Source organism: Herbaspirillum sp. NPDC101397 (assembly GCF_044767325.1).
In the GTDB taxonomy this organism is placed as follows: domain Bacteria; phylum Pseudomonadota; class Gammaproteobacteria; order Burkholderiales; family Burkholderiaceae_D; genus Herbaspirillum.
Window position 1 is genome coordinate 48,665 of the sequence record NZ_JBIWNS010000008.1, and the last position, 12,705, is coordinate 61,369.

Below are 12,705 nucleotides of genomic sequence, written 5' to 3' on the forward strand. Positions count from 1 at the left end.
CCGTCGCGCGACCGTGCTCACGCGATGCTCGCGGGAAAATGTAATAATCAAGCCCCGCTTCACCACGCACTTACTTTCAATTACACGCTCAAACGGAGACAACAATGATTCTGGAACTTGCCGACATCCGCATCCAACCGGGCAAACAGGCTGAATTCGACGAAGCCATCCAACGCGGCGTCGCACAGACCATCGCCAAGGCCAAGGGCTATCTCGGCCATCAGGTGCAAAAGGGCATCGAATCGCCGGAACGCTACCTCCTGATGGTGCAATGGGCGACACTGGAAAACCATACCGTCGACTTTCGTGAATCGCCTGCCTTCACCGAATGGCGCGGCATCGTCGGCCCGTTCTTCGCCGGCGCACCGACTGTCGAACACTTTGCGCTGCTGAGCGGCTCGAAGTAAATACGCCTTCAAGCTAAGTTGTCATTGCGGCAGGCGATCCTGCCGCAATGTGCAAACACCGGGAACGCAATGCCGATTGCCCGACCTAACCGACTAATGACATTGCACCTCCACATCGATATACCCGGACCACGCGCATGAAGATTCTTACCCGCCTCGCCGCCTTGTCGGCGGTCGCCCTCGCGGCCGGCTGCGGCGAACCGCCGGACGATACGCACTTGCAGGAGAAGGTGATTTCCGGCTTTTACCAGCAGCACCTGAAGACGCACAGTCCGGGCATCCCGAGCGCGGACGAGCTGAAACAGTTGCAGCCGTTCGTCTCGCAGGCGCTGTTCAAGCTGCTGAGCCAAGCCTCCGAAACCGAAATCAAATACCACGCTGCCGCCACCGATCCGGTGCCGCCGCTGGTGGACGGCGACTTGTTCACTTCGCTGTTCGAAGGCGCCTCCACCTTCAAGGTCGACAGTTGCGAAAGCGACGACGCGCACGCCGCCTGCCAGGTCAGGTTCACCTACAAGGGCGGCAACGGAGGAGATGAAGAAAAGTGGAAAGACAAGCTGATGCTGGTCAGGGAAGACAAGCAATGGCGCATCGACGACATCGAATTCCTCGGCAGCGACCAGTCGTCGCAGCGCGAATATCTCACCGACACCCTCAGCAGCATCATCAACGAATTCAACTGAAGTGCCGGTTTTATCTCCTGCCGGCGACATTGAAGAAATGCGCCGCCGCTTCCGATAACATCCCTGCAGACGGCTGCGACGTACACGCAAAGTCCGACGTTTGATTTATCATGCTGGCTGCATTTCCCCGAGGAAAAAACGGGGAAGCTGACAACATGACAACACAGCAATGGCTTTGCCGTGCGGGCAATCTCCCGCGCCGCCATCGCCGGGGAGAGAACGATCGTGAAGCAATTCGGCACAATGATGAGGCAAATGATGATCGTGGTTGTCGCCCTGGCGACGACCGCGTGCAGCGCCAGCCGCGAGCAGGAGGCCAAGGATCTGGTCAACAGTTTCTACCAGACCCACCAGTCGAATCGCCCCGTCGGTGCGTTATCGCTGAAGGAACTGATCACCTTCCGCCACTTCCTGTCGGTGCCGCTGTTCGATCTGCTCAAGGACGTCTCGGTGGCGGAAGAAGCTCACTTGGCCCAGACCGACAACCAGACTCCGCCGCTGGTCGACGGCGACCTGTTCACCACCCATCCCAAGGGCGCCTCGACGTATCGACTGCTGCGCTGCGAGATCAGCCAGAGCAGCGCCGACAGCAGCGGCGTCTGCACGGTCGAACTGATCTACAGCGACGCCAAGCTGCAGGCTCCGTTCAAGTCGAATGACCGCGTCATCCTCACGCGCGACGCGCGCGGCTGGGTCATCGACAACATCGAATACGGCGGAGGCAATACAGCCACCGTCCATACCGGCGACCTGCAAAAGACCCTGCAAGGCATCCTTAACAAGAACGAACGGCGCATCGTCCAGTAACGCTCCGGCCGGGTGACAGGTTCTATCGGTTAGAATCGCGGAAAGTTTTGCCGGCCCTGCCGGCGCCTCCGTGCTGCAACCACCGAACCGTCACTGTACCGTCACGATGTCCAATCACACCTTCCTCTGGCACGACTACGAAACCTTCGGCGCCCAGGCGCGCCGCGATCGTCCCGCCCAGTTCGCCGCCATCCGCACCGACGCCGAGCTCAACGAAATCGGCGATCCGATCATGATCTACTGCAAGCCGGCGCCCGACTTCGTGCCCGATCCGCAGTCCTGCCTGATCACCGGCATCACGCCGCAAGTCTGTCTTGAGCGCGGCATCCCCGAGTACCAGTTCGCGGCGCAGATCGAACAGGCCATGTCCGAACCGGGCACCATCGGCGTCGGCTACAACACCATCCGCTTCGACGATGAAATCACGCGTTTCATGTTCTGGCGCAACCTGATCGATCCGTATGCGCGCGAGTGGCAAAACGGCTGCGGCCGCTGGGACTTGCTCGACGTCGTGCGCACGACTTACGCACTGCGCCCCGAAGGCATCGAATGGCCGAAGAAGGAAGACGGCGTCACGCCCAGCTTCAAGCTGGAACACCTGAGCAAGGCCAACGGCCTGTTGCACGAAGCGGCGCACGATGCCCTGTCCGACGTACGCGCGACGATCGCCTTCGCCCGCCTGATACGGGACAAGCAGCCGCGCCTGTTCGACTTCTGCCTGGCGCTGCACAAGAAGGATCGCGTCGCCGCCGAACTCGGCCTGCCGCTGGCCAAACCCTTCCTGCACGTGTCCGGCATGTTCCCCGCCGCGCAAGGCTGCCTCGCCGTGATGTGGCCGCTCGGCACGCACCCGACCAACAAGAATGAAGTGATCGCCTGGGACCTCAGCCGCGATCCGCGCGAACTCGCCGGCCTCGACGCCGACACGATCCGCATGCGCATGTTCAGCAAGACCGACGACCTGCCCGAAGGCGTCACGCGCCTGCCGGTCAAGACCATCCACCTGAACAAGTCGCCGATGGTGATCGCCAGCCTGAAGACGCTGACGCCGCACCGCGCTGCCGAATTCAACCTCGACATCGACGCGGCCTTGCAGAACGCCAAGGCGGCCGCGGAATTGCCGGAGATGGGTGCGATCTGGGCCAAGGTGTTCCAGCGTCCGAAAGAAGCGCCAAGCGATGTCGATGAAGATCTCTACGGCGGCTTCGTCGGCAACAACGACCGCCGGCAGCTCACGCAACTGCGCGCACTGACGCCGCTGGAACTGGCGCAGTCACAGGCGAAGACCAGCTTCGACGATGCACGGCTGGAAGAATTACTGTTCCGCTACCGCGCGCGCAATTTCCCCGAGACCCTGTCGCCGGAAGAAATCCAGCGCTGGGAAGATCATCGCGCCGCGCGTCTGTTCAACGGTGCAGGCGGCGCCCGGACGCTGGACGGCCTGTTCGAGGAAATCGACCAGTTGTCGGAGTCGGTCGACGAACGCGGCGAGGAAATTCTCGGCGCGTTGTACGACTACGCCGAAATGATTGCACCCGAGCGCAGCTGAGGCGAGAGGAACGCAGTTCACCAATGGGTAGGAAAGGCGTTCCAACATAGCCGGCGATCAGCGCCGCGCACCATGTCAACCCGCCGCATAGGCCAGCGCAACGCTGCCCGCAGGGCTGTCGACGCATACCCGGTCGCGGCCACTCGATTTTGCCTGATACAAGGCTTTGTCCGCCTTGCCGATCAACAGTTCGGCAGTATCCCCTTCGCTGACCGTGCTCAGGACCGCGACACCAGCACTGACCGTCACGATCCCGCAAGGATTTCCCTGATGTGAAATCTGCAAGGCGCGTACGCGCGCCAGGGTTGCTTCCGCGATGACCGCAGCATCGGCGCCGTCGCAATCGGGCAGCAGCAGCACCAACTCTTCGCCGCCGTAACGCGCAGCCAGGTCACCCTCGCGTTTTTGCGCCTGGAGCACCGCCTGCGACAACTGGCGCAAGCATTCGTCGCCGGCGAGATGGCCATAGGTATCGTTATAGCGTTTGAAAAAATCGACGTCGAACATGATCAACGCCAACGCAGTCTGGTCGCGTGCACAGCGGCGCAAGGCCCGCGCGATCTCTTCGTCGAAGCAGCGACGATTGGCAAGGCTGGTGAGGCCGTCCTTCATGGCGAGATTCTGCAGCGTCCGGTTCAGGTATTCGACATGCTCGCGCACCCGGTTGGCTTCGTTCTCAGCGTCCACCCGCAAACCGATCTGCTTCAGCAGGCGGCTTCCCAGCCAGCCGAGCAACGCCAGCAGCAGCACCAGGCCGCTGACATGCAGCGTTACGTCCGCACGCCATCCGGCCAGTACTTCCTGCTCGGACAACGCGGCCGCAACGAACAGCGGATAGCGTTCCAAGTGACGATAACTGTTGATGCGAATGATGCCGTCCTGCGCGGAGCGAATGCGTGCGACGCCGTTGGCATGGAGGGCTGCATGGTCCCGGAATACCGCCGCGTTCGCCAGGCTCTTCCCGATCGAATCGTTCAACAACGGTCGCCGTACCAGCAAAACGCCGCGATTGCTGGCGAGGATCAGCGCACCGGCGCTGCCGATATCGAAGCTCTCGTAAAACTTGCTGAAATAGGCTATCCGTATCGCTGCCATGACGACGCCGTTGAAGCTGCCGTCGGCGGCATTCACGCGGCGCGAGATGGTGATGATCCATTCACCGTTGGCGCGGCTCTGCACCGGCATGCTGATGTGGGGCGTCAACTCGGCGTGCTGACGATGATAAAGAAAGTATTCGCGGTCGACGCTGTTGACGTTGCCCGACTTGAATTGACGCGAATTAATCAGCCACTCGCCGTCGCGGCCGATGGCAAACAAGCCGTGAAGTTGCGGCAATTCGACTGCCTGCCGGGCCAATAGCGTTTCCAGTTTGTACAGCGAAGACGGATTGCGCTCATCATGCTCCAATCGTTCGGCCAGGAAAATCAGGGTCGTATCGGCTTGCCTGAAGGTATCTTCAGCGTGCCGCGCCAATGCCAGCGAAATGTTGCGACTGGTGGCTTCAGCCTCTTTCAGTTGCTGTATTCGCCCGCGCCAGTCGGTAACGGCGGCGAGAGCGACGAGCAGGCCGCAGGCCAGCACGATCACGGCCTTGGCCAGAAAAAAGACGGAGGATTGTTTGGTCTGGAGCATGGTCGGCGCATTGGCAAGAGGACTCGGGTGATCTCCATGCTAGCGAATGCAGCTCGTCGCGCCATGACTTAGGTCAACAAGCACATACTACGCATCTTTTTTTGATTTTTCTGCAACGCGTTTCTTTTCTGCATCTTTTTCATCTTTTGCCCGGCGACAAATTCAGCAACAGGGTTGTTGCCGCGACGCGGTTCTGCTTGACGTACATCAAAAGGGCCCGGCAACCGCAGTGCTATGTTGGCGACAAGTGCTGATGGCCGTCGTGCATCAGTTTTCCTGCCTTCCGACTCCAAGGTGAACTCATGACTTACAAAACCATACTCGTCCATGTCGATCAATCCCGGCATGCCGCGGCGCGCATCCGCCTGGCCGCACAACTGGCCGCGAGCCACGAAGCACACTTGGCGGGCGCAGCGATGACTGGCATTTCCCGTTTCATTTATCCCGACGGCGTGGTCTTCATCGGTGGCGTCATCGACTCCTTGCGCGAGCGCGCACAGAGCGACCTGCAGAAGTTTGAAGAAGCAGCGCGCCGTGAAGGCGTTTCGTTCGAACGCCGCCTTGGCGAAGACGACCCGGCCGGCGCACTGGTTCTGCAGGCGCGTTACGCCGACCTGGTGGTGCTGAGCCAGACCGATCCGGACGAGCGCGATTCGAGCGACGTCTACGACCTGCCGGAATACGTGATGCTCAATACCGCGCGCCCGGTCCTGACGATTCCGTACGCCGGCGCGTTCGACAAGATCGGCACCAACATCCTGGTGGCCTGGGACGGCAGCATGGAAGCCACCCGCGCAGTCACCAACGCGCTGCCGTTCCTGCGGCGCGCCCGCAATGTCGACGTGGTGCTGTTCAATCCCGAACAGCAATATGACGTCCATGGCCAGGAACCCGGCGCGGACATTGCCCTTTTCCTTGCGCGCCATGGCGTCAAGGTCAGCGTGCGGCAGCAGCCCACCGACATGGACGTCGGCAATGCGCTGCTCTCGCTCGCCGCCGACACCGGCGCAGACCTGCTCGTAATGGGCGGCTACGGCCACACCCGCTTCCGCGAGGTGCTGCTGGGCGGCGTCACCAAAACCATCCTCAATTGCATGACCTTGCCGGTGCTGTTCTCACACTAAAACCGGTGGCCGGCACAGGGAGCGCCACTCCCTGTGCCGGCTGCAGTGGTGCTAAACTCGCCGGGACCAATGCGCTTCAGACGCATGAGAATAAGCCCGGCCTCAATGGCCGCAGCAAATCAAGGAGGCCATTTGAACGTCAAACAATTGCGCGCCCTGCTCGCCATTGCCGAAACCGGCAGCGTCACGCGCGCAGCGGAGTTGCTCCACATCGTCCAGCCCGCCGTGTCGCGCCAGTTGCGCATGCTGGAAGAAGACATCGGCACCACCCTGTTCGAACGCGGCAGCCGCGGCATGGAACTGACCGACGCCGGCCAGATTCTGGCGACGCACGCCAAGCGCGCGCTGCATGAGCTCGATCTTGCCAAGGCCGAGATCGTGCCGGAGCCCGGCATGGTCACCGGCAACATCACCGTCGGCCTGCTGCCTAGCACCACCGACCTGCTGGCCGCGCGCCTGATCACGCGGCTGCGTGCGCTGTATCCGCAACTGATCGTCAACATTTCCGTCGCTTACGCCGGCCACTTGCAACAGTGGCTGGAAGACGGCGCCGTCGACGTGGCGCTGCTCTACGATCCCAAACCTTCCTCGGTGCTGGAAGTGCAACCGCTGCTCGACGAAAGCCTCTACTTGGTTTCCCTCCCCGGCAAGAATCCGGCCGTCGACGGCGTCGCCGCCCTGCGTTACGTCGCCGAGTTGCCGCTGATCCTGCCGAGCCAGCCGCACGGCTTGCGACTGCTGGTCGACAAGGCTTGTGCGCTGGCCGAGATCGACCTCAACGTGGTCGCCGAAACCAACGCCATGAACGTGCAAAAAAATCTCGTCTTCAGCGGCCTCGGCTACACCATCCTGCCCGGCGTCGCGGTGTTCGACGACGTCGCCGCCGGACGCCTGAGCGTGGCGCCGATCTCCAGTCCGACCCTGCAGCGCAAGATCGTGCTGGCGCTGCCGCTGACGCGACGTTCGTCGATTGCGGTGCGCTGCGCGGTCACCGAACTGCGCGCACTGATCAAGGAAATGCTGGCCCAGGACAACTGGCCCGGCGCTACCTGGCTGGCAAACTGATCTGCTCGCGAACGTCTCATCCGGACGTTCGCGAGAGCTATGCTGAAAACTGATTGACCGAACAAATTTCAGCATTGGACGCCTGCGCGGGGCGCGCCCTACTATTCCCATCCAAGCTCAATGAACGGGGAATAGCAAACATGAACAGTCCTGGCAGCGCCCAAAACGACCTCTACGCCTGGCGCGAAGATATCTTTTCCATCCTCAAGAACGGCGGCGTCAGCCAGGTGGCCTATGTGCCCGATGCCGGCCACTCGCACGTGATCAATCGCGTCCACGAAGAACCCGGCATGCACCCCATCGTGCTGACCACCGAAGAAGAAGGCGTCGCCAGCGTATGCGGCGCCTGGCTCGGCGGCGAGCGCGCAGTGCTGCTGATGCAAAGCAGCGGCGTCGGCAACTGCATCAACATGTTCTCGCTGGTGAACAATTGCCGTTTCCCTTTCCTCGCCATCATCACCATGCGCGGCGAATGGGCCGAATTCAATCAATGGCAATCGCCGATGGGCAAGGCCACTCAGGCCGCCATCGAACTGATGGGCATCACGGTGCTGCGCGCCGACCGCCCGGAAGAAGTCGCGGCCACGGTGTCGGCCGGTTTCGACGCCGCGTTCGAAGGTGGTGAAGCCGTCTGCGTGCTGCTCGGCCAACGCCTGATCGGCAAGAAAAAATGGGAGGGAAAATGAGCCAGCAGAATCAAGCGAATCAACGCACTGCACACATCGACCGCCGCGCCTTCGTCAAGCAATTGATCGCGGCCTGCCCGGATGCGCTGGTCATCACCGGCCTCGGCTCAGCAACGTATGACGTCTACGCCGCCGGCGACCGCCCCGAGAATTTCTACCTGTGGGGCGCGATGGGCGGCGCCGCTGCGGTCGGCCTCGGACTGGCACTGGCGCAACCCAAGCGCACCGTACTGGTCATCACCGGCGACGGCGAACAACTGATGGGCATCGGCGCGCTCGCCACCATCGGCGCACAAAAACCGTCCAATCTCAACATCATCGTGATCGACAACGGACACTTCGGCGAAACCGGCATGCAGCGCAGCCACACCAGCCTCGGCACCGACCTGGCGGCAGTGGCGCGCGGTTGCGGCATCGGCAAGGTGGTCACGATCAACACGCTGGAGCAGCTGCCGTCGCTGGCCGCCGACATCAACGCACGTTCCGGCGCGCTGCTGGCGCAAGTGTTCGTGCAAGCCGACGAATTGCCGCGCGCGCTGCCGACCCGCGACGGCGTCTACACCAAGAACCGCTTCCGCGAAGCACTCGGTTTCGGTCCGGTATAAAATTTTTCAGCTGTGCGTTCAACCCGCCTTCTCCGGCGGGTTTTTTTATGGCGACTGCCATGGCTATTGCAACAATGAGCAATCGCGACAGCAAATAAAAACGTCCGCACACGGCGGACGTTTTCTGCAACCACTGCTTCGATCTATCTACATTTTATTTCCACAGACTACACTTCGATTCCGCCTTGCTCATGTAAGCCGCATCGCCCGGGATCGTCTGCACCACCTTGGCGTAATCCCATGGATATTTGGAGTCCGCCGGGGCCTTCACTTGCATCAGGAACATATCGTGCACCATGCGGCCGTCCGGACGGATCACACCGTTGGTGGCGAAGAAGTCATTGATCTTGTTCTCGCGCAGGTAAGCCATGATCTTGTCCGGATCGGTGCCGCCGGTGGCCTTGACCGCCTTCAGGTAAGTCGACGTGGCGGAGGCGTCGCCGGCCTGCAGCGAGCTTGGCATGCGCTTAGTCTTGGCGAAGAAGCGCTGCGACCAGGCGCGCGATTCATCGGTGCGATCCCAGTAGTAACCGTCGGTGAAATACAAACCCTGGGTCTGCTGCAAACCGAGCGAATGGATGTCGCTGATGAACATCAAAATGCCGGCCAGCTTCATGGTCTTGGACACGCCGAATTCCGAGGCGCCCTTGATCGCATTGATCAGGTCGGTGCCACCGGTCGACAGACCCAGCACCTGCGCCTTGGAAGCCTGCGCCTGCAGCAGGAAGGACGAAAAATCGCTGGCGCCGAGCGGATGCTTGACCGCACCCAGCACGGTGCCGCCGTTGGCGCGCACGGTGTCGGCGGTGTCCTTCTCCAGCGAATTGCCGAACGCCACGTCGGCCGTCAGGAAATACCAGGTCTTGCCGCCCTGCTTGACCATCGCCGTGCCGGTGCCGCGCGCCACCGACATGGTGTCGTAGGTGTATTGCACGGTGTAGGCGTTGCACTCTTCGTTGGTCAGGCGCGTGGTGCCGCTGCCGGAAGAAATGAAGACGCGCTTCTTCTCCGCCGCGATCTTGGCGATGGCCAGGCTGGCGGAAGAATTGGTGCCGCCGATGACCAGGTCGTAACCGGCGTCATACCATTCGCGCGCACGGGTGGCGGCGATGTCGGCCTTGTTCTGGTGATCGATGACGGACAGTTCGATCTTCTTGCCGTTGACGCTGCCGCCGGCGTCGGCGATCGCCATCTTGATCGCTTCCACGCCGCCCGGACCGTCGATGTCGGCGTACACGCCGGAAATGTCGGTGATGAAACCTATCCTGATGGTGTCGCCCGCGGCAAATGCCGCGCCTGCCGGCGCCATCATCATGCCGGCGGCGATCGCCGCCGCCAGTGCTGTCAATCTCATGCGCATTGTCTTCTCCATTATCATTGGTATGGCCGCAGGTGAACACATGAGGATCTCCATGGCGTTCAGTCCCGGGGTCGATTTCGGATGGCTGCATTCCATCCGTCGGCGCAGAAAACTTAACGCGACCGACACGCCATGTCTAATACCTGATTGTGATCGGCTCATTCCCGATTGCTATGGAAGGACGCCGCATGCAGAAACGTAATGGCGCGATCACAATCAGGTATTGGACGGCGGCGTTTCGCCCGTGCAATGCTGGCGTCTGCCATCGGTGCGGAGGTCGTTTTTTCTTCGTTGCGCCGCCGCATGCTTCTTCCGCAATTCCGCAATTTTCTTTACCGCATTTCTCTTTACAGAAGGCTGACCATGATCGAGTACAAGAACCTGATCGCCGGCGAGTGGGTCGCAGGTACCGAGCGCCACGACAACATCAATCCGTCGGATACCAATGAAGTCGTCGGCGTCGCCCTGCACGCCAGTGCGGCGCAAACCGCCGACGCCGTTGCTGCAGCGCGGCAGGCGCTGCCGGGCTGGTCGCGCAACACGGTGCAATTGCGTTCGGACATCCTCAGCACGGTCGCCAATGAATTGTTTTCCCGCAAGGAAGAATTGGGTGAACTGCTGGCCCGCGAAGAAGGCAAGACCCGCGCCGAAGGCATCGGCGAAGTGGCGCGCGCGGCCAACATCTTCCGTTTCTTCGCCAGCGAGGTGGTGCGCATCCGCGGCGAAAAGCTGGCCTCGGTGCGGCCCGGCATCGAAGTCGAAATCACGCGCGATCCGGTCGGCGTGATCGGCGTCATCACGCCGTGGAATTTTCCAGTGGCGATTCCGGCATGGAAGATCGCGCCGGCGCTGGCCTTCGGCAACACCGTGGTCTTCAAGCCATCTGAACTGACCCCGGCCAGCGCCACCGCGCTGGTCGACATCATCGCCCGCGCCGGAGTGCCGGCCGGCGTGATCAACCTGGTGCACGGCGCCGGTGCGGTGGTCGGCGACGCCATTCTGGCTGGCGTGGATGCCGTCACCTTCACCGGCTCGGTCAAGACCGGCGGCCAGATCGTGCAGCGCGCGACCCAACGCATGATTCGCGTGCAGGCGGAAATGGGCGGCAAGAATCCACTGGTGGTGCTGGACGACGCCGACTTCGACACCGCCGTCAATTGCGCCGTCGACGGCTCCTTCTTCCAGACCGGCCAGCGCTGCACGGCGTCGAGCCGCCTGATCGTCACGACCGGCATCCATGACCGCTTCGTCGCCGCCGTCGCCGAACGGCTCGGCAAGATCGTCACCGACAATGCACTGAAGGCCGGTACCCAGGTCGGTCCGGTAGTCGACCGCCGCCAGCTGGAACAAGACTTGCGCTACATCGACGTCGGCATCGCCGAAGGCGCGCGCGCCGTGGTCAAGGGCGAGCTGTTGCAACGCGCGACGCCGGGACATTACCTGTCGCCGACGCTGTTCACCGAGACCTCCAACGACATGCGCATCAACCGCGAAGAAGTGTTCGGTCCGGTCGCCGCCGTGATCCGCGCCAAGGACTACGACGAAGCGCTGCACCTGGCCAACGACACCGCCTTCGGACTGTCGGCCGGCATCTGCACCACCTCGCAAAAGCACGCGCGCCACTTCCAGGCCAACGCCGAAGCCGGCCTCACCATGCTTAACCTGGCCACCGCCGGCCTCGACTACCATGTCCCGTTCGGCGGCCGCAAAGGATCGAGCTACGGACCGCGTGAACAAGGCACGTATGCGATCGATTTCTATACCATCGTCAAGACCTCATACCTGAGCGTGTAAGGCGACAACATTCAGCAAACGACAAATAGAAAACAAAAAACCATAAGGAGACAAGCATGAGCAACAACCTTACCGTCGGTTTCGTCGGCCTCGGCCGCATGGGACTGGGCATGGCGTCCAACCTGCAGCGCAAGGGCTTCGCGCTGACAGTGTTCGACATCAACGCCGACGCCGTCGGCGCATTGGTCAAATTGGGCGCCAAGGCCGCCGGCAGCATCGCCGAAGCCTCGCGCGACCTCGACGTCATCGTCACCATGCTGCCCAACACGGCCGTGGTGCTGGAAGCCGTCAGCGGCGCCGACGGCGTGCTGGCACATGCGCGCAAGGGCGCCATTGTGATGGACATGAGCACGGTCGAACCGGAAGCCACCGATGAACTGGCGGCAGCCGCGCTGGCCGGCGGCAAGTCCTTCGTGGATGCGCCGGTGGGTCGCCTGGCGAGTCACGCCGATCGCGGCGAATCGCTGTTCATGGTGGGTGGCACGGAGGCCGATTTCAACAAGGTGTTGCCGCTGCTGCAGGCGATGGGCACTACCATCCATCATTGCGGCGCGGTCGGCACCGGTACCCGCACCAAGCTGGTCAATAACTACCTGGCGGTTGTTTCGTGCCAGCTCAACGCGGAAGCGCTGACGCTGTCGCAACGCTTCGGCCTGTCATTGGAAAAGACCCTCGACGTCATATACGGCACCACCGCCACCAACGGCCAGCTCAAGATTGCGTGGCCGGACAAGGTGCTCAAGGGCGACATCGCGCCGGGCTTCACCATCGACCTGGCGCACAAGGACCTGACGCTGATCGTCAGCGCCGCCAACTCGGCCAAGTCGCCGATGCCGATCGGTGCAGCGGCGCGCGAAGCGTTCAGCACGGCGCGTGCGCGCGGCTTCGGCGGCAACGATTTCTCGGCGATGGTGGATGTGCTATGCGACCTGTCGAACACGCCGAAGGCGCGGCTGGCCAAGTAATCACCAAGTAGTCGCCAAGTAGTCGCCA

At 62.0% G+C, this 12,705-nt stretch carries 13 protein-coding genes; 10 read left to right on the forward strand and 3 right to left on the reverse strand.

All coding sequences use genetic code 11. From position 1 onward, the window contains the following. Positions 1 to 104: 104 nt before the first annotated feature. The 4 genes from ACIROW_RS19410 to sbcB all read left to right on the forward strand — a co-directional run bounded on the left by ACIROW_RS19410 (position 105) and on the right by sbcB (position 3,446). Positions 105 to 407 (forward strand): antibiotic biosynthesis monooxygenase family protein, encoded by a 303-nt coding sequence (locus ACIROW_RS19410; RefSeq protein ID WP_402278086.1) that lies wholly within the window; start codon positions 105 to 107, stop codon positions 405 to 407. A gap of 137 nt (positions 408 to 544) precedes the next feature. Further along, positions 545 to 1,090 carry a DUF3828 domain-containing protein gene (locus ACIROW_RS19415; protein WP_402278087.1) on the forward strand — a complete coding sequence of 182 codons (546 nt, stop codon included), beginning with the start codon at positions 545 to 547 and terminating at the stop codon, positions 1,088 to 1,090. Between the two features lie 255 nt (positions 1,091 to 1,345). Continuing rightward, the gene (locus ACIROW_RS19420; RefSeq protein WP_402278088.1) at positions 1,346 to 1,897 is read left to right on the forward strand and encodes a hypothetical protein; all 552 of its coding nucleotides are present in this window, start codon (positions 1,346 to 1,348) and stop codon (positions 1,895 to 1,897) included. A gap of 106 nt (positions 1,898 to 2,003) precedes the next feature. Continuing rightward, complete coding sequence (sbcB, locus tag ACIROW_RS19425) at positions 2,004 to 3,446, forward strand: exodeoxyribonuclease I (RefSeq protein WP_402278334.1); 1,443 nt, start codon at positions 2,004 to 2,006, stop codon at positions 3,444 to 3,446. A 75-nt stretch (positions 3,447 to 3,521) separates the two neighbouring features. Here sbcB and ACIROW_RS19430 read toward each other — a convergent pair whose 3' ends face one another. Together ACIROW_RS19430 and ACIROW_RS19435 are read right to left on the reverse strand one after the other, a co-directional pair. Next, the gene (locus ACIROW_RS19430; protein WP_402278089.1) at positions 3,522 to 5,078 is read right to left on the reverse strand and encodes a diguanylate cyclase; all 1,557 of its coding nucleotides are present in this window, start codon (positions 5,076 to 5,078) and stop codon (positions 3,522 to 3,524) included. A 68-nt stretch (positions 5,079 to 5,146) separates the two neighbouring features. Beyond that, positions 5,147 to 5,407: a hypothetical protein gene (locus ACIROW_RS19435; protein WP_402278090.1), complete on the reverse strand. Its 261-nt coding sequence runs from the start codon at positions 5,405 to 5,407 to the stop codon at positions 5,147 to 5,149. Here ACIROW_RS19435 and ACIROW_RS19440 point away from each other — a divergent pair. From ACIROW_RS19440 to ACIROW_RS19455, 4 genes are all read left to right on the forward strand, one after another. Beyond that, entirely contained in the window at positions 5,381 to 6,202 is an 822-nt protein-coding gene (locus tag ACIROW_RS19440; protein WP_402278091.1) for a universal stress protein, read from the forward strand. The two genes, ACIROW_RS19435 and ACIROW_RS19440, sit on opposite strands and share 27 nt — an antisense overlap. Positions 6,203 to 6,334: 132 nt before the next feature. After that, positions 6,335 to 7,267, forward strand: coding sequence for a LysR substrate-binding domain-containing protein (locus tag ACIROW_RS19445; protein WP_402278092.1), 933 nt, complete (start codon positions 6,335 to 6,337; stop codon positions 7,265 to 7,267). Between the two features lie 140 nt (positions 7,268 to 7,407). After that, entirely contained in the window at positions 7,408 to 7,953 is a 546-nt protein-coding gene (locus tag ACIROW_RS19450) for a phosphonopyruvate decarboxylase (RefSeq protein WP_402278093.1), read from the forward strand. Continuing rightward, entirely contained in the window at positions 7,950 to 8,558 is a 609-nt protein-coding gene (locus ACIROW_RS19455; RefSeq protein WP_402278094.1) for a thiamine pyrophosphate-dependent enzyme, read from the forward strand. The genes ACIROW_RS19450 and ACIROW_RS19455 overlap by 4 nt, the downstream gene beginning before the upstream one ends. Positions 8,559 to 8,712: 154 nt before the next feature. Here ACIROW_RS19455 and ACIROW_RS19460 read toward each other — a convergent pair whose 3' ends face one another. Continuing rightward, entirely contained in the window at positions 8,713 to 9,918 is a 1,206-nt protein-coding gene (locus tag ACIROW_RS19460) for an ABC transporter substrate-binding protein (protein WP_402278095.1), read from the reverse strand. Between the two features lie 363 nt (positions 9,919 to 10,281). Between ACIROW_RS19460 and ACIROW_RS19465 the strand changes: the two genes are divergently transcribed. Then, a complete protein-coding gene (locus tag ACIROW_RS19465) occupies positions 10,282 to 11,712 on the forward strand; it encodes an aldehyde dehydrogenase family protein (protein ID WP_402278096.1) in 1,431 nt (476 codons plus the stop codon). A 56-nt stretch (positions 11,713 to 11,768) separates the two neighbouring features. Further along, positions 11,769 to 12,677, forward strand: a complete 909-nt coding sequence (locus ACIROW_RS19470) for an NAD(P)-dependent oxidoreductase (RefSeq protein ID WP_402278097.1) — start codon at positions 11,769 to 11,771, stop codon at positions 12,675 to 12,677. The last annotated feature ends 28 nt before the right edge of the window (positions 12,678 to 12,705 follow it).